The organism is Fibrobacter sp. UWB1 (assembly GCF_002210325.1).
Lineage (GTDB): Bacteria > Fibrobacterota > Fibrobacteria > Fibrobacterales > Fibrobacteraceae > Fibrobacter.
On the sequence record NZ_MWQL01000011.1, the window covers coordinates 105,154 to 130,157 of the forward strand.

A 25,004-nucleotide genomic window follows, 5' to 3' on the forward strand; every position below is an offset into this window, starting at 1 on the left:
ATATTATATTTCCCCACATGAAAATTCTTGTTACTGGTGCAGCAGGTTTTATTGGTTCCAAGCTCATGTTCATGCTAGCGGAACGCGGCGACGAAGTGGTAGGCCTCGACAATATTAATGACTATTACGATGTACGCCTCAAGTACGGTCGACTCCGCGAAGGCGGCATCGAACAGCCCGGCGACAACTTCGCCTACGGCGCCATGGTGCAAAGCACCAAGTACAGGAACTGCCGATTTGTAAAGATGGGCATCGACGACAAGGAGCCGCTGGACAAACTCTTTGCCGAAGAAAAATTCGACAAGGTCGTGAACCTCGCCGCCCAAGCAGGCGTGCGCTACTCTATCACGAACCCGTATGCCTACTTGCAAAGCAACCTGGTCGGATTCCTGAACATTCTGGAAGCCTGCCGCCACAACCAAGTCAAGTACCTGGTATTCGCCTCGTCCAGCTCCGTGTACGGTCTCAACAGCAAGGTGCCCTACAGCGAAGACGACAAGGTGGACAATCCGGTGAGCCTGTACGCCGCCAGCAAAAAGAGCAACGAACTTATGGCCCACAGCTACAGCAAGCTTTACAACCTGCCCGTCGCGGGTCTACGGTTCTTTACCGTTTACGGGCCGTGGGGACGTCCCGACATGTCGCCCATGCTCTTTGCCCGCGCGATATCGAAGGGCGAACCCATCAAGGTGTTCAACAACGGCGACATGATCCGCGACTTCACCTACATCGACGACATCGCCGAAGGCACCATCCACACGCTGGATCATGTGCCCGATGCCGCCAAGTGCCCCAACAACGTGCCCTACAAGATTTACAACATCGGCTGCAGCCACCCCGTAAAGCTTATGGACTTTATTGCGGAAATCGAAAACGCTTACGGCGAGCCCGCCAAGAAAAACTTCTTGCCCATGCAGCCCGGCGACGTGTACCAGACCAACGCCGACACCACCAAGCTCGAAACCGAGTGCGGCTACAAGCCCCACTGGAGCCTGCACGACGGCATCGCCGAATTCATGAAGTGGTACAAGAGCGACAAGAACCCGTTGAGGTAAACATTTTCGGAGGAAACAACATGAAAGCTATCTCCCGCACTATTGCAGGCGCACTGTTCGCAACCGGTCTAGCCTCTGCTCAAGTCCAAATGGGCGGACACGCCGCAGTCAACTTCAGCACGCTCTGGGGCGACGGGGCTTCTGAAAAGGAAATCCCCTGGAGTCTCGGCCTTACAGCCGGCGCCGCCGCCAAAGTCGCCGTAAACGAAAAAGTCAGCGTTGTACCCGAGCTCGACGTGGACTGGCGCCGCCAAAAAGACGACGAATTCACATGGAACACGTGGGCACTTGAATTACCCGTTCTCGCCCGTTACAACGTGCTGCCTCAAATGTACTTTGAAGCAGGCCCGCGATTCGCGCTGCTCCTGTCCTCTGAAATGGAGCAAGACTTAGGCAGCGTTGTCGAAACAACCAACTTCGGCAAAAATGACGCACTCAACGTTTTTGAATTCGGCATCGACGTCGGCATAGGCTGCTCGGTCACGCCCAATTTGGACCTGGGCATTCGCTACGGTGTGGGCCTGACCTCTATCATTGACGGCAAAAAATTCGAAAGCGACGACCAAGCCTTCAAGAACATGCAAATCCAAGTCGGCGGAATTTACTGGTTTATGTAAGAGAACATGGCGTTCTAAAAAACGCCTTTTGTCCCTTGGTTAATCTGAAAAATCTGCCGGAGCGGCTGTCAAAATCGTCAGTATACGCTGACGATCTGATTTTGTGAATTTGCCTTTCAGCGAATTACGAATTGCTAATTGACGAGATGCCACATCGACTCCCGTAAACATCGGAGAATTGACCAAGCCCCGTATATAGCCATCCTCAGACTCAGTCACCTTTATCCGAGCGCCCTTAACGTTGCCATAAGCAGAGGTTTTCAAAACCATGCGTACACGTTCTTTCAGCGGTACATCTTTCGCTACTGTTTTAATCTTTCTATTCTCCATAATACAAGTCATACCCTCTCGCAACAATTGCATTTGCAGCATCATTACATTGGTCCGCAAACTGCCTTAGCACGTTAACTTTCTTTGAATCTCTCTCAATAAAAACCCTTAAAATACTTTCTACTGCGACTCCCGCAAAATAAATTGATGCCGAAAAACGTTTCTTCTCAAAAAGGATGTTTGACGTTTCAATACGAGCGAGCGCCGCATCTATACGATTTTGCGGACGAAACAGCTCTTTGTGATTTCCCTTTTTCTGCATATAATTAAAATAGATTAATGTATTCTAAAATGCAAGACAAACAACCTTCTCTCATTCATGTTGCAAACAATAGTTTGCAAGAACCACGCATTTTCTTGCTGTAAATAAAAAAATATTCGCACGGAATAAAGCTAAAAAAAATACGAAGGCTAGGTCGGATTCGCCGAGTTGGTGGAAATCGCGGCGGCCACTGGGAGATTGTAGAGTATCATTGACGGCAAAAAGTTTGAAAATTTGCCCTGCTTACGCAGGGCGATTTTTTTACAACCGAGTTTTTAAATTGAAAACGCCAGTCCCTAATGGGACCGGCATATTTTGAAGAAATTCTTCCACAAGGCAAAAACAAATTTTAGTTTTTCCAGGAACAATCGGCAATAGTCATCGGCGCGTCTGATTTCAAATAAATTCTACATGCACCAATATCGATTGTTTCATACCAATGGTTGTTATATTGGAATGTATACGTCTGAGTCGTTCCAGAACAATCTTTATACATCATCTTTGTACCGGCAGCTGGCGCAGAGAAATTCCAAACACCTGTATTCGCACCATCAGTACCAAAATAGCATCTAAATGAATAACATGTATTGGCAGAAACACTATGATTGCCACTTCCCGTAAGGTCTACGGAATTTGTTTCGTCGCAATCAAATGTTATCGCTTGCGTAGGAACTTTGCATCTATCCCATCCAATTCGAGTAGTCGCATTATCTCCAGCCGAAGCACATACTGTTATATAGCCATCTTCTCCTGCGGAATATTCCTTTGTCAACAAATTTGTTTCATCCGAGTTCAGCTCGGCTTCTTCGCCATTAACACAGAACGACCTACCTGTAGCGTTACTCGATTGAATATAAGCTTTAGCTGCATGGATTTTTACACATTTTGCACCTGTTCCCCAACTGTCCACACCGCCCTGACCATCGTTAGATTCGCATTCCCATTCATACGGGTTTGCATCGGTAGGACAAGTAAACGGTTCTTCAGCATCCACCACCGTTATTGTTTCAGAACATGTAGCACTGAAATTATTATCACAAGCACAATTCATAGACAAATTCTTTTCTCCGCTAGTCACAGCTTTTCGTGTAATCTGAAGAGTATTTCCGTTTCCAGGGAAATACACACTGCCAGACGTGTTGGAGGCGTCCATAAACATGCAATTTGAGCAATTCACACCTTTAGTAGCCGTAAACGTATAGAACGCCTTTTTATTCAATTCTGTCGGCGTAACACTGCATGTAAGAACAGAACCAATATTCAAAGTTCCGCTGCACACAGGATAATCTAAATACGTAACGGAATATGCGTAACTACCCGCCTCCTGCGGAGCTGTCATCGTATTATTCCAGCAACTACCAGAATTACAGCTAATCATTGTCGAATCATCATCACCTATTTTCCACTTAAGTTGATCCGAGCCATCTATTTTAAAGCCAGGAATGCTTACAGACAATTCCTGTCCTTGATATAGAGCTCCCGTTATGGAACAGTTCAATGACGATGGGGCAGAAACCGTTAGTGTTGCTTTACAAGACACGCCACCATTAACAACTAAGATATATTCCAATTCACCCGTTTTAGTCGGCCTAATATTCCACACATCGTAGTTTCCGCCAGTCCAGAACGAGCCATTGGAAGCAACTTCGTTTCCATCCGGGTCCAACAATCTTACAGTCGCATTTTGAGCCGTTCCTGTAAAATTAGAAGACTTAAACGTCGTGCTTTGACCAAGCGTAATCGAAGCTTTATCGAAGCTACAGGTACTCTGAATTTCAGATTGTTGCTGATTCACATTCGTCACGGTAAACTGGCCACAAGTTTCCTCGTTAAACGGACGTTTAGTATCTTTCGACCTCATTTTAACAGTATACGTAGACAATTCAAGAGGACTGGTCGCAGCATTCAACACATTTGGCGACGAATTCAAGGTTGTAAAATCGCCTGTCTGAGCATTTTGAGCAATAGTACCTTGTCCATCAACATAAATTTCATAAGAGCACTTGTTATCAGGGCACCCGAACAAGCTGTATTCTACAATAGGAATACCTTCGCCAGCCACAACAGAATTTTTCTTCAGCGAGCACTCTGCTCTAATTGATGAAATTTCATACGGATCCGTAGTACACGAAACAACCGTATTCTTATCATCATTAGCTTTCACAGAAATATCAAAGGTATAGTTCTTGCCCATATTATTAGCAAACGGGTCATCCAACCATTCAAATACAACAGGCTGTTTTTTGCCCGAACCAGACAAATTGCAAGGATTGTCTTTTGACGAACCACAAACTAGCGGAGAAGCCGGATCCAAGCCACTCATGCTCGCAGAACCTCCTGCCGTCACACGAATTTCGCCAGCTCGCGCTGCATTGTTTATCATCCCCTGAATGCGCCACTTGCCAGACGAAGTATTGTATTCTGCGTGGCATGCATCAATGCCCAACACATTGGGACAAGCACTCATGACACTCGTTACACTTGCAATGCTTCCCGTTGTCAGATTGCGGATGTACACACCCTTCACATGTTCCGGATCAAAGCCCTCGGCATCCGAGAGAGTACTTACCTCAATAGAAATTTCTCCATTGCCATTCGTCTTAAAGGTTTGACTATACTTAGCATCATCGCCATAGTAGTAACTGCCAAAATCGTATTGGCTATACATAGAAATTTCAATTTCATCCTTAGCGGCATTGTTCAAATTTATCTTGAGAGTCGCATCACGCAAGTTTGCCAAGCCCGCATCACCAATATTCCAATATCCACCACCAGCATCATTCTGCGCAACAAATTCAAACTCATACGCATGGGTACAAGTGTTGAATTGTCCCACCCAGAAGGGGCCACAATCAGCATTTGCACTCGCCCACTGACTCTGCTGGTAAGTCAAGCCACAGCCAGAGACTCCTGCCTTGGCAATTCTGTTATCAGAGCCATGCGAGCCAGTCGTACCGAACCTGTATGCTGTACCGCAATCATGGAAAGACTCATCATCCGTAAGCGCCGCTCCTGAGCAAATCAAGTCTGCAGAAACCGTACCATTATAGTAATAGCGCGGATTACAGCTGCCATAGCCCTGATCAAACCATGCGGACATACCCACCCATGGAGCCACCGCAGAATCCTTAGGTACAATGCCACCCATATAATTTGCCTTAAACGAGCATTTCACCGTCGGATAAGTATCCCAGCATTCCGAATTATAGTCTTCGCTATACCAACCAATGCCATAAAGTTCAACATTCGGATCACTCAAGCGGAATCCAACCGATTCATGCGTTCCGTAAGTTTTCAAATTTTCAACACCAGGCAAATTGCTGTTGTTCAAAATAAACGTGGTCGTATACGTAGTCGAGCTCCAAGGACTCGGAATAACCGAGACAACCAATGTATCTTCGGCCCCACCAAGCCCCTTCAGAGTTGCCGATGCAAGCACAATAGAGCCATCGTTTGCATAGGCTGTTGCATAGTCCTTATACAGCGGAGATTCCCTGCAAACATCGCTATCCTTTATGCAAAGGCGTGCATTAACATTGTTGTTGTCATCCAAATAAATATTCAGCATCAAATAATCCGACAAATCTGTCGTGCTGCGCAACACGAATCCCGTGTTTTTCACCACAGCCATGGCAGCTCCGCTATTATTCTTTTTTTGTTTCGAAATCTTGAACTGGGCCTTCAACGTTCCATAAAGACCAGCAACCGCATTACTGAGAAGCGTCACTCGGGAAATCTCAGATTCCTTTTTATGGCGATTCACCGATTCCTTTATTTTGATTTTTTTGTCATACGTGTCCAAATACAAATCTGTCAGATTACCTTCAAGAAGTCTCCATTTAGCCTCAGTATTACACGTAGCACCGTCAGCACACGAAACAACGCAATACTCATTTTTCGATATAGTAGCCCCACATCCAAGAGTACTTCTAGTAAATTCATCAAAGAAGCAGTGCTTATCTTTTTCATTGAAGTGTGCATAAACCTTATTTACGCCAGTAATGTTGAACGACACGACACCTTGGTTAAGATTTGTCAATCCTGCACAATCCGTGCCGGCCTCACACTTCCAACGGTTAAAGTCACTCGGATTGTCCGGCAACGAAAGCGTCACCTTCGAGCCCCTATACACATCAATAGCGCAGTTATTTTCATTGTTCTTGAAATTCGCATATGTGCAATTCAATTCTCTCAAATTGCCATTATTGTCCAAGACTTCAACATGTATAGTTTTTTGAGCGCCCTCATCAATATCACCAGCAAAGCCTGCATAGAACTTCATCGCCGTCGCTTTAAGTCCCGCATACAAATAATGGGTTTGTCCGGCTGCAAGGGGGGATGTATAGCTGTTATTCGTTGTAGGAATAACCACTTGACAGCCCGAAGGCGCGGTTCCTGCCACAAGATTGATTCCTCCATCAATATTACACAGCCAACGATGGTTCGTCACCAACGTTTTACAAGGAGTCGCGCTTGTCGAATTCACACTCACCCATGTCCCGGATTCCGGACAATCGGGCCATTCTGAAGTATTCGCCTGTTTTGCAAGATCGCTTCCAGCAGGGCAGTTACCGGCCGCAGCAGCACAATATTCAGTCAAATTATGCAGCTCTACATCTGCCGACGCAGCAACGAAAATCGTTTCTACCTTTTGAGTTCCCGGGTGGCAAGCATCACATTCAGTAATCGTCAGGGTAACGGATCCAGAGGTCGCGCTACTATTGGTCACCGTAAGAACAGCCAACTCCTTCTGCGTTGTCGGGATCGTCGCTTCGCAAACTCCGTTCACGCAAGTCGTCACCCCATCAATCGGAGAAACATCCCATCCAGTATTAAGAGAGGTTGGAATTGTAAATTTCACCTTATAAGGCTGAGCAGCTTCTGCATCCAATACAAGCTTCGGTGTCGTAGAATTTCCTTGGGCCAATTCAACCACAGGTTCTTTAAAGTTAACCTCAGGAGCGCCATTCAAAGTACCCTTAACCACTAGGTAGAACGGCACGGTGCTTGTATTCCCGCCCACAGTCGCAGTCACATTACAAATGAAATAACCTTCAGGAAGCATCGTGTCTGTAGAAGGATCATACAACTTACTGCTGTTTGCTCTTGCAGAAATGGTTGCATCATTACAAGCAATAGTCTTTCCTGTCGCAGCAGATTTACTATTCAACGGGACCACACCATAATAATCATTAAGAGCCCCCTTAGGATCTTTGGACATATACACCACTCTCGGAAGCACAATAAACGAGCCGCCCAAAGCCTCGGCATCAGCCAAAGCAGATTCCGATTCGGAATTCTTATACTGAGACTCAACAGATATTCTAAGTTGCGGAGCACTCGAAATGTAATACGTATCCGTTGTACCAAAAACCTCTGTAGTTGTACTATGAGTAATTTCAGTTGTCTCGGGATCCCCGATAGTAACAACAGCTCCACAATCCGACTGATCAGTTGCACACAGAACTCCATTCGACACAAGATCATTGAGCAATTCCTGGTTCATAACCATATTATCAATGGTCATATCCTTAACCTTAGCACAGTTTTCTGCCTTAGCGTAAATAGAGCCACTCAAGGTTGCCGTATTATTAAACAAGAATTTTGAAACATCCTTGTCCGTAAAGATAAAGTAGTTGTATAAGCCAGCCCCCGTAGGCTGCAGTTCTTCAGAGCCTCCATTACGTAAATAGAGGAACACATAGGAGCCCTCTTCTGTTGGCGGGAAAGCATTCTGTCTAGGATCGTTTTCAAAGATGATGATAAATTTGCCTTTAAGCGTTCCCGGCGGGTCCACCTTATTATTCGCTTTGACGCTAACTACCAAATACCCGTTGAAAAGATTATCTGAGCCCTTGAGGGTTTCATAGCAGCTGTTCATATCTTTAACAACATCGTTATCCCAATCCTTAATATCAGCCGCGCAAGGTTTGGAAGCGTAATCCTTGAACACGTCATAGGAATTTTTCAAGACATCATCAACTTTATATGCAGAACCATCGCAACCATTTCCTTTACGCCAAATAGAGTCGCAGCTCGTTTTAATAGATTCTCCACAATCCAAATTCGTCGGATCAGCCGTGCTAAGGGTTCCATTTTTCACGCTAAACCAAGACGGCACCGAACAGAATGGTCTAAATCCTTCAGTGGAAACCTTTTTACAATAAGGCGAGCCAGCAATAGAACCATCTTCACAACTGTTATTTTTATCATTATGCAGACAATCAAAATGATAGCCTCTGTAATGCGGCGTCAAGGAATAGCTAATCGGAGCCATCCAGCCACCACCTGTAGTAACCAAATCCTGATAGTAGAAATACTCCCCACCTACATAATATGCACCCACTTCGGAATTCTTGAATGTATGACCAGCGGGGCCAATAGGACCTGGGCCAATATGACCTGGGCCAGCATGACCCGTTCGCACTTGTCTCAAGTCTTTGCGGTCATATCTTTTAAAGTCAACATCCTTCTTGCCCGCTTCAGTATAATAGATGTAATATTTATCATCCGCCTCGGCTCGTTCCCATGCATAAGGCTGATAATTAGCGTCACTCCAATAACTCCATTGATCAGACCAATTACCACCAAAGCCGACGGCATCCCACTGGGCACAAACCGCTTGGTAGTAATTTGCATTCACCTTATCACAATTTTTAGCCCATTTCTTATTTTCTTTGAAGGATTTATCATGCAAGGTATGGTAATCCCGAGAAGGCTTGCCATACTTGATATAGGCCGTTCCAGCACTATCAACAAAAACAATCCTATCATACAAAGCGTCAATACCATTGTTATCTTCAATAGTCGTTGCTCCTGTAGACCAATTAAAATTACCAAAGGCAACATTAAACGGGCCCGGCAACCACACATTCTTTTTTACAACAAACTGATTATTTGTTCCAGACGACAGCAAAATAGCGTTTTCATCCAAACACAAATTGCCATGAATTATCGGAGAAAATTCATTTTGGCTAGTACGCATCGAGCCCTTCAAGAATACATTTCCATCAATGTTAAATCCAGGATTTGCCTGAGTGCCCATTACGACAGAGCCATCAAAATAAGCATTTCCCTGAAGCCGGGCCGTAAAGCTGTTTGCGTTTTTACCCACATACAAATCACGACCAGTAAAGCCGTTATTTGAGCTCAGGTCACCACCAATACAAGCTGTTTCACCAATATGCAGATTATTACCCGAAAGTTCCGCATTTCCCGTCACAACGAACGTGGTTTGTACCGTATTCGGGTTACCTTTCCAGTTTCCATTCACAAGAATGGAGGTAGAATTCATATTACCATGGTTTTCCATGGAGGCGCCAAAGTAGTTATAATTGAAATTGAAATTGCCGGATGTCTTTTTTGCAGGAATCTTTACCTTATACAAACCATCAACTTTCAAAATAGCTGCTTCGGTATAAGAAGCAACCCCATTACGGGACTTACCTTTAGAAACAATTTTCAACTTATATGTCGTAGCATCCGTATTGACACCAGTAAGCCACACATCGTAACTTTGCCCGCCTCTTTTAAACTCAGCCATCTGTCCATCAATTTTGATAGGCTGATTATTACCATCCATGTACTTCTTAATCAACGCACCAACATCATTTCCATGGAATGTCATCCATGCACGGGTTGCTTCAATGCCGGCTTCGGCAGACTGGAAAGCTTCGCGCTGAATCATTCTTGCACCAGAAGATCTAGATTCAGACGTAATCCACTTATATGTAGCGGTAGCGGCAATGGTCGCTATCAACATAAACAACAGAACCACAATTAGAGAAACACCCGATTTCAAACGCATCGAGTTTCCCTCCATGAAATCCATTTTTTTATTTTCAATTCCACTTAACATAATGCCCTCCTAGTCTCTTGGGCCATTACTTGGCGCAGGGATAACCAAGGTGACTTCGCCGGTTTCTCCGTTACCACCCGCTTTGGCACCTCGTTTAATGGATAAGGTTAATTTGAACGCCTTTACATTCTGCTTGTCGTTCTCTTTAATCGTGGTGACAGTATTGCCAAATCTGTCTTTACCGAAGGTGTAATTTTCAGAAGCACGACGCTTGAGACGAAGGTCTTTGATTGTCAGCGAACCCTTGGCCACTACAGGTGAGTAGATGGCAAAAGTAAACGCCATGCACACATTCTTCACTGTGTCAGGAACAGAGAATCGCATCACACGTTCCACGTTATTTCCCTCAGTACTAGAAGGCGGATAGAACATAAAATCAGGAATACTTGTTGGTTTTTTGCCATTCAGCAGAACAAAACCAACCGACATATGATCACGTCCAGGAACAAACATTTGCATTTCATCAACCTTGTCCCCACTCACGCTCGGATACGGGACCTTGAAGGAAATCTCATATTCTTCCTTGGGAATAAAAGTGAAATTATTCCCTTCTTCACTACAAAGAGCCGCCCAAGAATCAGAAGCATGATCATTGTTCTGCAGAGCAATAACTTGCTGTCTCAGTTTGCCATCCGTTATCGGGGCTCCTTCGGTCAAATCATAATTGGTGGTAAATCCACTCAATGTCACAGAACGTCCTCCCGCAGATGTAGTAATCATACTTAAATCCGATTCTCCATAACGGGAATACAATTTAAACTCATCACCATCTGATGGCGGAAAGAGTTGTTCTTTTCTGTAATCCAAATTACTCACATCACTGCGAACCAACGGAATACCCGGCTGAACCACAAAGTTTTTTATCTCCGTAGCCATTTCTGTTATATAATCTTCCATAGCATCACCATCTGTACCTTTGGGGGCACATGGATAATCACTAACCGAAGAACTCTTCTTATCCAAAATGACACACTGACGTTTTAAGGTCGTGGAACTATTTGCAGTGGTCAAGAACCACGCCACTTCTTCTATAGCTTCATAATGACCAAGGGTATCATAACGCAAACGTCTGAAAACAAGACTGTCCGTATTTCCTGTTGTAGCATTATTTACAATCCTAAACGAAGAAGAATCTTTCTTCAAATCGATAGCGTTATCCGGATCCATGTACACATCAGAAATATGAGACACATCAAAATAGTCGCTAGTAGAAGCTCCCACGGATTCCAAAGAACTCTTGGCCCCCATCTGAGCCAAGTCATCCTTCAAAAGCATGCCCACGTTTTCAGCAACCTGAGTAGCCTTAATCATGTTATCTGTACGAATACGGAACTTGGTAGAATTACTGAAAGCTTCGCCAGCGATAACGACAATAATGCCTACAATAGCCATGTAGACAAGCAATTCCATAAGGGTAAAACCGGATTTAGCGAACTTCATCGGATGACCCCCGAAACCGTAATAGACTGAATCGAATTCTTAAAGTGCCAACTAACTTTGACATCTAGCCTTTTGGCGTACACATGAGAATAACTGCTAGAACTCATTGCAGACAAAAGCATAGAGCCAGTATTAGCCATATATTCCGCATCCGGAGATACAGTGACTTCAGCCCTATAATCAACCGTCATTTTATTTCTCAGCACTCCTGGCTGACCTTCCCAAGTACGCTTAATCGGATCAATAATAATAGGTTGAATCACGCCTGCACCATTTTTCAACTTGTCATCGGTAAGATTTGCGATTCCCAAAGCTCCAAGCGAATCTATAATATTTTGTGCAACTTCCGTGGCGCCGTCACGGCCACGAATACGAAGTAACGCATCGCGATTACCACCCTGCAAATTCAGAATGGCAACATACAGAAAGCCAAGAACGGCAGCAGCAATCAATACTTCGACAATGCCGAAGCCCTGTTTGCTGCGCGGGCTTTTTTTGCCCTGCAAATGTTCGCTCACCTTCACCATAACACCACCTACAGTTCAATCCAGTTGCTCCAATCACTGTCCTTAGAGCCGTCGTGGTTCACCTTCCACATCGGAATCACCCAATTCTTTTTTGAATCCTTACGAACGGCTCCAAAAACATTCTTAGTACCATACCGGATGCAAACACCCCCTTCTGGAGGAGTTGCGGCAATCCCCAAACGAGGCTTAAAAACACCATAACTTGTGAACCAATTTTGAGTGACTGGACCGCAAACGGCCATACTCACAAACTGATTCGGAGCATCAAGAACCAAAGAGTCTATAATTCCGTCACTTGGAGTGGTACAATCTTTTTTTTGGTTATCTCGCACCACATAAATCTTTTGATGGTTACCATCGGGAACCTTCATACACAACACTGCCGAAAGTTTATTGGACTCATTCGCCACTCTTTCTACAAAGGCAGCCGTATTCACAGCGGCATCTTTAACACGAGCGTTTGCAATGGCCCCCTGCAGGCCGGCCACACCCATTGCCGAGAGAATGCCCATGATAGAGACAACTACCAGGACTTCGACTAGGGTATAACCCGCTTTAGCACAACAAGCTGTTCGCTTTGCAAACACCATATACCTACCTTACACAACTTTCCATAAAAATAGAACAAAGTACTGTGGGCGTCCGACTTCGGGCGTTTCCGACAGGCTTATTCTAAAATAACTTATTTTTTTACAAAACGTTCAAAAAAAAGACAAAAATGGCGAAAGAACGCCAAAATCGCCCATTTTTTGTAAATTTTTTAGCAAAAAGGGTGTTTTTCCGCACATCCCTAAAAATTGCAAGTTTTTTGTAAGATTACTTGGTGTAATAGCTGATGCCGCCCGTTGCACCCCAGTGCCAGCCGGGGAACTCGCCAACGATATTAGAGGCGCCCAAGCGGACTTCCCAATTTTCGTTTATGCGGTAGCCAGCAGTAATGTATTCCGTCACGACGAGCGGGAAGTCGAATTCAGATATTGTGCGTCCCAATTTGGAGGCACTGCCGTCATCGTCTGCAGGATATTCGGGGTCAGGTCGATAAATATTTACCGAGAAGTTCAATGAGAGGGGGCCATAATAGGCGCTGGCGTACCCGCCATAGGTAACGACCACGCCCACGCCATTGCCGCGTTCAAAGGAGGATTTGTCAAAAGAACCACCTGCGCCATAGAAGGGGTCGCAACTGTATGTTGTTCCCGAATAATCGAAATCGCGGAAGTGCATCCACATACCTAGCGAGCCACCCACTTCGAAGTACTTAGTGTTTACGCCTAAAAGAAAACTGCCGTACACGCCTTTATCGAGCACGAAACTAATACCCCAAAGGAAGAGCTCTTTTTTGCTGATGTAATCTAAAGAGGCTTCTACGTACGGGTACTTCATTTTGTAGGTACCATCTACCGTCTCATTAACTTCTTCGGATTTATAGGCCTTGCACTGGGTAATATCATTACAGCCGTCCATTTTGTTCCTGAGGCCGCGAAGCTGTTCCTTGTCTCGCGAGCCCACGTGCACGTTTGCAGACATGCGAACGTTAGCGGTGTTGGGTTCTTTATAACCGCCCGCACCGCGGATTTCGGGAGCGGCGAGCGTTTCCATTTCAAATTTTTCAACATGGGCATAATGGCGGGTATAGCCACAGCCTACGAGAAGAAACGAACTTAGCAAAAGGACGCATAAATATTTCATACAACATTAAATATACATTCGTTTTTAAGAAAGTAACCTTTTTTTCAAAAAAGAGATTATTTTAAAGAATGGTTGTTTTAAAAGGGTTGTTTTATGAAAAGTATTCTGACCGTGTTCTCCACGAAGGCAAGTCTCGCCACCGTGCTCATCGCTAGCTCAGCGACATTGTCCTTCGCCGCTATCGACATTTCCGTTGACGCGCAAAAGGGCATCAAGAAAATTTCTCCGTACCTTTACGGGCGAAACATCGACAAAATCAGCGATACGGATGCTGAAAGTGATGCAGACGAAGAAGCGTTTATCGCCCAGATGCTCGACGCGGGCATACACATGATGCGCGCGAACAACGGCAACAATTCTACGCGTTACAACTGGAGCCACAAAATGACGGTTCACCCGGACTGGTTCAACAACGTGTATGCGCACGACTGGGATATCACCGCGAAAAAGGTGCTCGACAAGATGCCGGGAGTCGACGCAATGTACGGCTTCCAGCTCACGGGCTACGCAGCTAGCAGCACCGAATACAATTTTCCCGACTGGAACTGGAAACAGGAACACGGCTCTTATCCGTCACGAGCGTTCGACCTTGCAGGCGGCGGCGAAGTTTCCGACGATGGCGAAACACTCATCAAGGCGGGCGACGCCTCGCTCTACAACATGGAATGGCCAGCCGACTCGACCGTCGCGATTATCCCGCACTGGAAAGACGAGCTCCAGTATGACATGAGCCGTTTCAAGTACTGGAGCATGGACAACGAAATGGAAATCTGGCGCGGCACGCACAACGACCTGGATTTGCCCGTCACGGGAGACTTTCTCGTTGAACGCTACATCGATGTCGCCAAGAAGGCCCGCGCGCAGTGGAAGGACATCAAGCTCACCGGCCCAGTGGTCGCAAACGAATGGCAATGGTGCTCCGTGTCCTCGTACAACAAACAGGATAGACCCAAAGGCCCCGATCGCGATTACTGCTGGCTAGAATACTTCATCATGAAAGTTGCCGAGGCGCAAAAGTCCTCTGGCACACGTCTTCTCGATGTTTTCGACATTCACTGGTATCCGAGTGAAAAAGATTACGAATCGCGCGTGAACTGGCATCGAGTTCTATTCGACACCACCTATAACTATCCCGGAGCAAACGGGATCAAGATGGTGAACGGAGGCTGGGACAACGACAACCAAAAGGAATACATCTTCAAGCGTATCAACGACTGGCTCGAAAAATATTTCGGCAAGGATCACGGCATTACGCTCGGCATTACCGAAACCGACCTGAACGATTCTGATCCTATGGTGACAGCGCTCATCTATGCGTCTTTCCTCGGCACCATGCAGGACAACGGTGTCGAGATTTTCACCCCGTGGACATGGGGCGACGGCATGTACGAAACGGTGCACCTGTTCAGCCGCTACGGCCACCCGAACCGCGTGCAGTCCACCTCCAGCAATGACTCGCTGGTGTCCGCCTACAGTTCCATCAGCAACAAGGGCGACTCGCTTACGGTTATCTTCGTGAACCGCGCAGAGAAGGACGCACAGGACGTGAACCTTGATCTTGCGAACTTCGCCTCCGATGGGACTGTCAAAACGCTCTCCTTGCAAAATCTCCAAGGCGAAACATTCGTTTCGCATACAAGCAACGCCTTGAAAGAAAATGCAGTTGAGGCAAATGCGCAGGGCGGAACCACCACTGCGACAAGCTACAGCATTAACAGTTTCAGGATGACGCTCCCCGCAAAGTCAATCACCGCAGTGCTACTCACTTCCAACAGCCCGACCGTCGTTGACGCCATCAGGCCAAAAGCCACGATTCGCCCCGCGCCCCAATACGGAAACACGAGCCGCTTCGACACCAAGGGCCGAAACGTCACGCACACCCGCACAAGCCCCGGGTTCTACATTCTGCGATAAAAAACTCCTAATGGCAGGCATACACCTGCCCCCTCCGGGATTTGTGGAATAATCCTAAATAGACATCGCTGCCCAGAAGCCCAATGTAATATCAAGGGAAAATGTATAATACACTTTTTTGGAATTGATTAAATAACCAAATTCGTGAGAACCAAAGCCTAATCCCGCAAGTCCTCCTATACGGACAGACCATCCGTAGTCAAATCCAGTTTTGTATGCCCATCCAATTTCTGGACCAGAGGTAACCGTGAATATCATGTTTTCAAACATATAACGCAAATTGGGCTGAAAATAGAATCCCACTTGATCATTATCAAAATCATAAATCAATCGAATTCGATTGGTCCACATGAGCTCAATGGTTGGTTCCCAAAATCCTATCAAAGAATCTGGTCTAGCAGTTTCGTACAAAATAGCGGATGCGCCAACTATAAAGTCAATCCCGCCAGAAGCTATATATGGTCCGCCGCCCATAGACCATCCCCAAAGCGTCGGTGAAAAGCCATCTAAAATGCAGTAGTAATTATCTGATTTTTGACATGCCGATTCCTCTGCCATCGAAATACCCGGCAAAAGCAAAGCTAAAACAAAAATCAGGTTCCTAACAAACTTCATTTATTATCGTGGACCAACGACAACAGCAAATTAAAAAGTTTTTCACCGATAAAGCGGTTCATGCCCCTAAGCATAGTAACGCTTTGGTCAATTTCATCTGCAGTAAGCAACTTCTTCTGATATGCAGCAAAGAGAATGCCTATGCTTCCGGTAATGGTCAGTTTCATACTCTCGGCTACAACACGGCCTTTGCTTTCATCAATTAGCAAAAGACTCGGTTGTTTTTCGTCTGCCAAGATAATCGCTTCGCTTTCGCCCATGTCCAAACCAGTCGCTCGTTGCAATAGGGATACTCTTTCTGCGGAAAGTTCCGAATGGACTTCTAAAAACGGGCAATTCCTAAAATACTCTGCTTCTTCAGGGTATTCAGTATTACGAGTCAATTCTTCAAATACAGCAAATGGAATATGAACGGAATTATATAGTTTATTCAAAACGTCAATCCGTCCAATTTTGAACAGAGTCAATAACGGAGTCGTGTCAGAGACAACGATCACTTAGACTCTCCGCAGGCAGCTAAAGCGTTTGCAATGTCACGCTCAAGTTCCGCTTCGTCCATGTCGATATACGGAATACCCATAGAACCATACAGCTGGATAAGAGACCACTTGTCCATTTCAAGGATCTCGGCAGCACGGCCATGCGAAATCGTCCCGTTCTGAATATAGGGGTACAGGAGCATCGCACGCTGCTTCAGCCACATGTCACGCTTATTTACATAAGGTTCCATCGCATTCGTTATTTCAATTGTAGCGGTTTGCATATTCATACCTCACCTATAAATATACACTTTTTTACACAAAAGACCAAATAAGAAAAACGCCCTTTCGCAAGGAAAGAGCGTTTTTAGAATCTTTTTGAGAGTATTTAGGCTTTTACCGTCGTGAAGCTGAATGCCTCTCCGTCGGCGTCGTTGGCTTCGAGGCCATCGGCGGCGGCAGCCCACTTGATGGCGACAGCTTGCGTCTCGCCGGCAATATAAGCCTCGTTCTCCGCGACTGCTTGCTTGAATACGTCGCTTGCAGAGAACAGCGTCACTTCGATCTTGTCGGTGATGGCGTAGTTCTGATCCTTTCTTCTGTTCTGGATGCGGTTCACGAGTTCGCGGGCCACGCAGGCGCGGCGGAGTTCGTCCGTAATCTTCAGGTCCAGAGCCACGGTGAAGTGCTGGTTGGCTTCCACGGCCATGCCGTCGGCCACGATGCGGTTGAGCATCAGGCAGTCGGCACCGACTTCACCGAATTCGAACTTAATCGTCTCCCCATTCTGCAGAGCCTTGATTTCATCAACCGAGAGGCTGTTCAGCTTGGCAGAAATCACCTTCATGTTCTTCGCGTAATCCGGGCCCTTCGCCTTGATGGCAAGGAAGTTCGGCTTGGCGGAAAGTTTCACGAGCTTCGTCTCATCTTCCAAGAACTTCATTTCACGAACGTTGAGTTCTTCGAGGATCAAGTCCTTCATGCTCTCGGCGACGTTCTTTTCTTCGGTGCCATGAGCAACCACCGTCATGCTGGCAATCGGCATGCGGTTCTTTACGTTGTTCGTAGCACGAATCACGCGGCCCATTTCGACCATGCCACGCACCATGGCGATGCGTTCCACGAGTTTTTCGTCCATCAGGGACTTGTCGGCGCTCGGGAATTCACAGAGGTGCACGCTCACCGGAGCCTTATCATCGACTTCGCGGACGAGAATCTGGTAGATTTCTTCGGCGAGGAGCGGGAGGAACGGAGCGAGAATCTTGGAGAAGTCCACCAGCACCTTGTACATGGTGGCATAGGCGGCGTTCTTGTCGCCATCGTTTTCGCTCTTCCAGAAGCGGCGACGGCTGCGGCGCACGTACCAGTTCGTGAGGTCATCCACTGCGGCAATCACGGCGGGCACCACGTTGTACAGACGGTAAGCCTTCATTTCCACTTCGACCTTGGCAGCGAGATCCTGCAATGTTGCAAGCATCCAGCGGTCAAGTTCATTCTCGCTCTTGACTTCCTGACCGGGCTTCCAGTTCAACTGGCCCTTGGCGGCGTCGGCGTTGTGGTTAGACACAAAGAATGCCACAGCGTTCCAAAGCGGGAGCATCACCTGCTTCACGATGCCCTTCACGCCTTCTTCGCTGAAGCGCAGGTCTTCGGCCTTCAAAGCGGCGGAGTTGATCATGAACAAGCGAATAGCGTCGGCACCCGTGCGTTCAATGAGGTCGTTCGGGTCCGGATAGTTGCGCTTGGACTTACTCATCTTGGAACCGTCTTCGGCCAAGATAATACCGTTCACAATCACGTTCTTGAAAGCGGGCTTCTGGAACAAAGCGTTCGAAAGCACCGTCAGCGTGTAGAACCAACCGCGGGTCTGGTCAAGGCCTTCGGCGATGAAGTCAGCCGGGAAGCTGCGTTCCACGAGTTCCTTGTTTTCGAACGGGTAATGGCGACTGGCATACGGCATGGAACCGGATTCAAACCAGCAGTCGAAAACTTCAGGCGTACGGCGGTAGACCTTGCCGTCCTTTTCAATCGTGAGCTTGTCCACAAAGTGCTTGTGCAAGTCATCGAGCTTCACGCCGGTGAGCTGCTGCAGTTCTTCGATAGAACCCACGGCAATCATGTCGCCATCGTCAGAGAGCCACACCGGAATCGGCGTACCCCAGAAACGGTTACGGGAAAGGTTCCAGTCGCGAGCGCCTTCGAGCCACTTGCCAAAGCGCCCGTTCTTGATGTGGTCCGGGACCCAGTTCACCGTCTGGTTGTTTTCGACCATCCATTCCTTCAGAGTCTTGGTGATACCGTCCTTGTTCGTGACAGGGGCGTCAATCTTCAGGAACCAAGTCTTGAGGGCGCGGTAAATCAGAGGAACGCCGGTACGCCAGCAGTGCGGGTAGCTGTGGACAATCACGTCCTGCTTGAACACGCGGCCCTGTTCCTTGAAGTAGCGGATAATTTCCTTGTCGGCTTCCTTTGCGCCGAGGCCCTTCCACATCGGAACCTTGTCGGTGAACTTGCCTTCGGTATCCAGCGGGTCGAAAAGGCCGAGGTCGAGTTCTGCACCCTTCTGGAAGTCTTCTTCACCGAAGGAAGGAGCGGTATGCACGGCGCCGGTACCGTCTTCGGTACTCACGTAGTCGGCGGGGTAAATCTTGTAGTGGCGGGACAGCTGGTCCGGCGTCACGAACGCATCGGAAATGCGGGAGAGCGGTTCGTAGTCCTTGCCCACGAGTTCAGAACCCTTGCAGGTATCCACGATGTTCGGGTTCTTGAAGTAGGCGGCGGTGCGGCTTGCGGCAATCCAGTACTTCTTGCCATCCTGTTCCACCAGGTTGTAGTCCATGTCCGGGCCCACAACGATGCAGAAGTTGGAGTAAAGCGTCCACGGAGTCGTCGTCCACACGAGGATGCTCGTGTCCTTGAACTTGGCCTCGTCCGTGTTGAGCGGGAAGATGAGCGTCAGGGACGGGTCCTGACGGTCCTTATAGCCCTGGTTCGTTTCGAAGTTCGAAAGCGGGGTCGCGAGAGCCGGGCTGTACGGCTGGATGCGGTAGCCCTGGTAGATGAGGCCCTTGTCGAAGCACTGCTTGAACACCCACCACACAGATTCCATGAAGTTCTTGTCCATGGTCTTGTAGCCCTTGTCAAAGTCCACCCAGCGGCCCATGCGGCGCACCGTCTTCTTCCATTCGCTGGTGTACTTGAGCACCTTGCCGCGGCAAGTTTCGTTGAACTTGTCAACGCCCAGCTTCTGGATTTCGGCAACGCCCGCGAGACCGAGCTCGTTCTGCACGAGAGATTCAATGGGGAGGCCGTGGCAGTCCCAACCGAAACCGCGCGGAACCTTCTTGCCCTTCATGGTCCAGTAACGCGGAACGATATCCTTGATGGTACCGGCAAGCAAGTGACCGTAGTGCGGAAGGCCCGTTGCAAACGGAGGGCCATCGTAGAAAGTGTACGGTTCAGTTTCCGGACGGGAGTCCAGCGACTTCTTGAACGATTCATCCTTATCCCACAAGCCGAGCACGCGCTCTTCGATCTGCGGGAAGGTCTCTTCTTTCTTTACTTCACGAAACATGGGTTACCTCAAACCCCGCGGCACTCTGCCACGGGTACTAAATTTTCGGGTTCAAATTTAGAAAATGTCGTTTACAATATCAAGAAAAAGGTCTCCGATATGCCTCAAATTAGCCGTATCTACCCTATTTAATGAAAAAAAGTTATATTAATAAAGGAATTCCTGCATGGAGGTTGCATCATGTCGTTAGCCACTTTACAGAAGAAAATAAGCACTTTTCCTGAAGAATACTTCGATGAAATCGACAGTTTTCTCAATTTGCTGGAATTCAAGGTAAAAGTTCTCTCCGCCAAAGAAAAGCAGGACGCCCCCAAAATAATCCCAGGCTTAGCGAAAGGGAAATGGAAATACCCCAAAGACATCAACGCCTTCGACAATGAAGTTGCAGAGGATTTTAAGGAATACCTATGAGAATTCTTCTGGACACGCACATTCTCGTTTGGTTTCATACCCGCGACGAAGCATTATCGCAAAAGGCTTGGGATATTCTGCTAGACCCCGACAACGAAATTTTTTACAGTTCCGTAAACATTTGGGAAACCCAGATGAAATTTTGAAGCATGCAGAAGACATCAATTTCTCTGGTGACGAACTTAACGACCTAAGCATAAAGGCTGGTTTGCAAAGCCTGCCAGTAAAGCCAAATCACTGCATTGAACTGAAATCTCTCGTTTATTCCGAAGACGCTCCCCAACGACATAAAGACCCGTTTGACCGGATTTTAATTTGTCAGGCAAAGGTCGAGGGAATGAAGCTCATGACGCACGACTCCCTAATACCCTATTACAACGAGTCTTGCGTTTTGTCAGTGTAGGAAATCATCCCGTCACGTCCAAGCGTGAATTGGGAATCGAAAATATAGGCGCAAACTTAATTTAGAGTTCTATGGATTCTTCGGTGACTCCCAATCTTTTGAAGATCCTTCATTTTCTCGCTACATTTTTCTAAATCATCAAGGATTCCCTTAAAGTACTCTGCATTCTTAGTTTTTCCCGATTGACTCGCTTTTTGGAAAAGAGTCTTCGCAATTTCAACTATCTCGGGATTCACACCCATTGGATAACCATATTTTTGAGAAGACTTTTGAACATCCTTCATTGTGATGGTTGACTTTCCTTGCAAAGAATTCCTCTTGTTTTTCTTTTCGCGAAGAATATCAACGGTGTTATAGAGGTAATCATCGCACAATTTCCCTGTAGTCCTTTTAATTCCGTTTTCATACTTTTCTATCCTATGCAAGAACTGGATATCTCGTGCGACCTTTTTCCGGTCACTATCAGACTCTACGTAAAACATTTTCAAATAATTGCAACACAAAGCATCTTTATCCTTATCTTTTTCCGCGAAATAATCAATCAGTAAATTATAAAGCGATTTAAAATGGCTTGGCCGATAAGCATACTTAAAGCACTCTTTAACGGTTATCAATAGTTCATTCCATTTCTTTTGATTGCGGTACGCAAGAGAAAGTCCTCTTAGTCCATTTACTGAGAACGGATTCCATTTCTTTGCTTCTAGAAAATACTTTTCCGCCTCGAAATAATCCTTCCTCTCAAAAGCATTAAATCCACTTCTAAGGAGAATATGTTCAATCGGACAAATGAAGTTGACATTCCTTGTTAGAATTCTAGAAGGCTCTTTATAATGCAGATAAATAAACCATTCCATTTCTTCCGAAATCGAAACATAATGAAAAAAATCATTTGAAACAAAAGGATTGTCTTGCAACATTTCAACAAGCGGCTTAGTCAATTCAGAAGCTTGAGCCAAATTCCCTTTTTTCGCTTCATCAGAGGACTTTAGCATTATGCCTGTAATACCCTTGCGTCCACCAAATTTTTCCATACTGGTTCGAAAAACATCTGTCTTTATTTGAAAATAGACATCGTCAAGAATCAGTTTCTTTATTTGTGGCGTATTTTTAGTCCATTTCTCATAATTTTTAGAACTATTCATACGCTTCATCCAGTCATCCATAAGAATGACGGCGCAAGCGGCATTATCAAATTCTATAGCCTTTAAAACGAAATTTTCCAATTCAGGCTCATCTTTTTCAAATTTTTCTTCCCATATAGCATTATTTTGGGCAAAAACTTTGGCACCTTTTTTGCCAAGGACCGTTGTAACGAAAGCCTTGAATCTTTTTATATCGCCGTCTTCTTCTTTTTTTGTCTTTTTAGGCATAGAATAAAGGAAATAAATATTGAAAAAAATAGGAACTATTCGTTTCAACTTTTTATTAATCGTACAGAACACCTATAAAACGGCAACTCTTTTGCAGGCACATAACGAATCGTCACATAATCTTCTATCCAAACGCAAGCAACATCGCCATTTTCTCGCTTTGTAGAGCTCCAAAAGCAAGCTAAATTTCCCTTACTCCATAGTTCTGGTCTTATATCATCGACATCATAATATTCGGGATTTTGTTGTAATTCGCCCTCTTTTGTATATTTCCATTTTGTACCCAAAGTTCCTTCAGGACTAGCCGAAAAAGCGAAGGAATCTTTGTATTCTTTCCTTATTATATTTCCATCATTATCCGTCTTAGTCCATCCATATTCTTTTTTTAATTTATCAGCTAAATCGAAATTAGAACAGCCATTTTCCAACATATATTTAAAAAGGGTCATCCATTCGTCCAGAGAAGGAAGATGCCAGCCTGGCAAATTAATGTTCATAGCAGCATCCCATGAATAGAAAAGATTTTTTGCACTATCATCTTCATCTTCAGGAGTGATCAGAACACTTCTTAAGAAACCATCATCGCCTTCAATAGAATATAAGGGGCTTTCACAATAATTGATTATTTTCCCACTGCAATATGAATCTAGCATTTTATAGTTCCGTTTTTTTCCTTCTGATGGCGCATCCTCTATTTTATGTGAATCGGATGACACGATGCATCCATCGCTCACAGGTATCGATACATTATTTTGCATCCAAATTTGGTTTCCAATCATTATGGTTCTTACAAAAAATCTATCAGCAAAATGATGGACGGACTGTTTAGGAACAATCTCATCGTTTTGAGCGACTTCAACTTTTTGATTCAAGAAAATCATTTCAGAAGGTTCATCATCATTTCGATGACCAAATGAAAAATATGTCATAATGGACAAACTAATGATTACAATGAAAAAACTTATTCCTAATACTAACCAAAAATTGTAGTCAGCCATAAATTGAATTGCGTTATATAGAAACAAGCCCAATCCAGTAATACAAAAGATTGTACACACCATTGTATTTATTCTTGCTGGTGAGCACGCATATTTTTTAAATGGAGATAAAACTGAATATGAAGTTCGCGGATTAAGAAAAACATCATATAGAGGGCCAATAACATTCTTTTCAAGTTGGGAAACATGGGCTTCCCAGTTTTTTTGCCAAAATTTCGATCCTTTGTTGGACAATTGCCATGCATGCGCAAGAAGTAAACCAATAAAAGACAACAAAGTGAGATAAAGACTTTGGTGTTTCAAATCATTCTGTGCCAGTATAAAAAAATATGCAGTATAATTAGCTACAATAAACGCCCAAAAATATGCTGTACGTTTCCAATAAAGTTCTATTTCGAACTTACGAATGTCTAAAGCTTTTTCTAAAGCCTCTTTCTCTTTACCATGAAAAAGATTTTCGTATTCCATTTTATTTAACCTCTCCCATCGCATATTTTTTCATCGCTCTCACCTTTCAACCAAAGGCTGTCTGCGAGCAGTAACTTATTCAACAGGTCGAGTCGAATTCACACATTTTTCGGAAACAAAAAAGGCATAGTGTCGCTCGGCTTATGCATCGGAGGCTCTGGTAAACCTTTCTACCTTAAGCACGACGATTCACTCAGAAATAAACTGAGCCTAATCGTGGGTATACACCCAACGACCCACACCCGATCGGTGTGAGTGTTCGTCTTATTCCCTAGGTAGAAGGCTTTCGCCTAAAGAAATTTTACCAGAATTTCCGATGCGGGAACAAGAGTACTACTCTAATTCTATGTCATTTGAAATATATATATTTTTGAGTTCCTTCTAATACCCTAAAATCTCCCTAATCCGTCGAAAAGCGCTATTTTACATAAGAAAAACGGATGAATAATCCAATTTTGGGCGGGTGGGTGGGGTAAGCGGGGCGTTGCGGGGCGGCGCCTGAGCCCCGCAGTAGGGGTGGAGAGCAACGAAGTGCGAACCAGGGGGATACTTCCCCCTTCCATAAAAACAATCTTGTAGTGGCGGGACAGCTGGTCCGGCGTCACGAATTCGTCGGAGATACGGGAAAGCGGTTCGTAGTCCTTACCAACGAGTTCAGAACCCTTGCAGGTATCAATGATGTTCGGGTTCTTGAAGTAAGCGGCGGTACGGCTTGCGGCAATCCAGTACTTCTTGCCGTCCTGTTCCACCAGGTTGTAGTCCATGTCCGGGCCCACAACAATGCAGAAGTTGGAATAAAGTGTCCACGGGGTCGTCGTCCACACGAGGATGCTCGTGTCCTTGAACTTGGCTTCGTCCGTGTTGAGCGGGAAGATGAGGGTCAGAGACGGGTCCTGACGGTCCTTATAGCCCTGGTTCGTTTCGAAGTTCGAAAGCGGAGTCGCGAGAGCCGGGCTGTACGGCTGGATGCGGTAGCCCTGGTAGATGAGGCCCT

At 45.8% G+C, this 25,004-nt stretch carries 18 protein-coding genes and 1 pseudogene; 5 read left to right on the forward strand and 14 right to left on the reverse strand.

All coding sequences use genetic code 11. From position 1 onward, the window contains the following. Positions 1–17: 17 nt before the first annotated feature. Both B7988_RS09795 and B7988_RS09800 read left to right on the forward strand, forming a co-directional pair. Positions 18–1,055 carry an NAD-dependent epimerase/dehydratase family protein gene (locus B7988_RS09795; RefSeq protein ID WP_088657746.1) on the forward strand — a complete coding sequence of 346 codons (1,038 nt, stop codon included), beginning with the start codon at positions 18–20 and terminating at the stop codon, positions 1,053–1,055. 20 nt (positions 1,056–1,075) lie between these two features. Further along, complete coding sequence (locus B7988_RS09800; RefSeq protein WP_088657747.1) at positions 1,076–1,672, forward strand: porin family protein; 597 nt, start codon at positions 1,076–1,078, stop codon at positions 1,670–1,672. 39 nt (positions 1,673–1,711) lie between these two features. Here the strand turns inward: B7988_RS09800 and B7988_RS09805 are convergent, their stop codons facing one another. From B7988_RS09805 to B7988_RS09835, 7 genes are all read right to left on the reverse strand, one after another. Beyond that, entirely contained in the window at positions 1,712–2,002 is a 291-nt protein-coding gene (locus B7988_RS09805; protein ID WP_073319595.1) for a hypothetical protein, read from the reverse strand. Continuing rightward, on the reverse strand, positions 1,992–2,264 hold the full coding sequence (locus B7988_RS15175) for a hypothetical protein (RefSeq protein WP_088657748.1): 273 nt from the start codon (positions 2,262–2,264) through the stop codon (positions 1,992–1,994). Before B7988_RS15175 ends, B7988_RS09805 begins: the two co-directional genes overlap by 11 nt. Positions 2,265–2,613: 349 nt before the next feature. Then, a complete protein-coding gene (locus tag B7988_RS09815) occupies positions 2,614–10,122 on the reverse strand; it encodes a pilus assembly PilX N-terminal domain-containing protein (RefSeq protein ID WP_088657749.1) in 7,509 nt (2,502 codons plus the stop codon). Between the two features lie 9 nt (positions 10,123–10,131). Beyond that, the gene (locus tag B7988_RS09820) at positions 10,132–11,562 is read right to left on the reverse strand and encodes a type II secretion system protein (RefSeq protein WP_088657750.1); all 1,431 of its coding nucleotides are present in this window, start codon (positions 11,560–11,562) and stop codon (positions 10,132–10,134) included. Continuing rightward, complete coding sequence (locus B7988_RS09825) at positions 11,559–12,089, reverse strand: type II secretion system protein (RefSeq protein WP_088657751.1); 531 nt, start codon at positions 12,087–12,089, stop codon at positions 11,559–11,561. The genes B7988_RS09820 and B7988_RS09825 overlap by 4 nt, the downstream gene beginning before the upstream one ends. An 8-nt stretch (positions 12,090–12,097) precedes the next feature. Next, complete coding sequence (locus B7988_RS09830) at positions 12,098–12,679, reverse strand: type II secretion system protein (protein ID WP_088657752.1); 582 nt, start codon at positions 12,677–12,679, stop codon at positions 12,098–12,100. Positions 12,680–12,905: 226 nt separating this feature from the next. Continuing rightward, the gene (locus B7988_RS09835) at positions 12,906–13,757 is read right to left on the reverse strand and encodes a hypothetical protein (RefSeq protein ID WP_170930610.1); all 852 of its coding nucleotides are present in this window, start codon (positions 13,755–13,757) and stop codon (positions 12,906–12,908) included. Between the two features lie 114 nt (positions 13,758–13,871). Between B7988_RS09835 and B7988_RS09840 the strand changes: the two genes are divergently transcribed. Continuing rightward, positions 13,872–15,692, forward strand: coding sequence for a glycoside hydrolase family 44 protein (locus B7988_RS09840; protein ID WP_088657754.1), 1,821 nt, complete (start codon positions 13,872–13,874; stop codon positions 15,690–15,692). 54 nt (positions 15,693–15,746) lie between these two features. On the opposite strand, the gene B7988_RS09845 is transcribed toward B7988_RS09840, so the two are convergent. From B7988_RS09845 to ileS, 4 genes are all read right to left on the reverse strand, one after another. Further along, positions 15,747–16,307, reverse strand: a complete 561-nt coding sequence (locus B7988_RS09845; RefSeq protein WP_088657755.1) for a hypothetical protein — start codon at positions 16,305–16,307, stop codon at positions 15,747–15,749. Then, entirely contained in the window at positions 16,304–16,804 is a 501-nt protein-coding gene (locus tag B7988_RS09850) for a DUF3368 domain-containing protein (RefSeq protein WP_088657756.1), read from the reverse strand. Before B7988_RS09850 ends, B7988_RS09845 begins: the two co-directional genes overlap by 4 nt. After that, positions 16,801–17,076, reverse strand: a complete 276-nt coding sequence (locus B7988_RS09855; protein ID WP_205503849.1) for a UPF0175 family protein — start codon at positions 17,074–17,076, stop codon at positions 16,801–16,803. Before B7988_RS09855 ends, B7988_RS09850 begins: the two co-directional genes overlap by 4 nt. A gap of 98 nt (positions 17,077–17,174) precedes the next feature. Continuing rightward, the gene (ileS, locus tag B7988_RS09860; protein ID WP_088657757.1) at positions 17,175–20,360 is read right to left on the reverse strand and encodes an isoleucine--tRNA ligase; all 3,186 of its coding nucleotides are present in this window, start codon (positions 20,358–20,360) and stop codon (positions 17,175–17,177) included. 180 nt (positions 20,361–20,540) lie between these two features. Here ileS and B7988_RS09865 point away from each other — a divergent pair, with 180 nt between their 5' ends. Both B7988_RS09865 and B7988_RS15180 read left to right on the forward strand, forming a co-directional pair. Continuing rightward, a complete protein-coding gene (locus B7988_RS09865; RefSeq protein ID WP_088657758.1) occupies positions 20,541–20,771 on the forward strand; it encodes a DUF2281 domain-containing protein in 231 nt (76 codons plus the stop codon). Continuing rightward, complete coding sequence (locus tag B7988_RS15180) at positions 20,768–20,917, forward strand: hypothetical protein (RefSeq protein WP_212668310.1); 150 nt, start codon at positions 20,768–20,770, stop codon at positions 20,915–20,917. The genes B7988_RS09865 and B7988_RS15180 overlap by 4 nt, the downstream gene beginning before the upstream one ends. 313 nt (positions 20,918–21,230) lie before the next feature. Here B7988_RS15180 and B7988_RS09875 read toward each other — a convergent pair whose 3' ends face one another. The 3 genes and pseudogenes from B7988_RS09875 to B7988_RS09885 form a co-directional block, all read right to left on the reverse strand. Next, positions 21,231–22,544 carry a hypothetical protein gene (locus tag B7988_RS09875; RefSeq protein WP_141225626.1) on the reverse strand — a complete coding sequence of 438 codons (1,314 nt, stop codon included), beginning with the start codon at positions 22,542–22,544 and terminating at the stop codon, positions 21,231–21,233. Between the two features lie 44 nt (positions 22,545–22,588). Next, positions 22,589–24,010 (reverse strand): FISUMP domain-containing protein, encoded by a 1,422-nt coding sequence (locus B7988_RS09880; RefSeq protein ID WP_170930612.1) that lies wholly within the window; start codon positions 24,008–24,010, stop codon positions 22,589–22,591. 389 nt (positions 24,011–24,399) lie between these two features. After that, positions 24,400–25,004 (reverse strand): annotated as a pseudogene (locus B7988_RS09885) (class I tRNA ligase family protein); the annotation flags it as partial.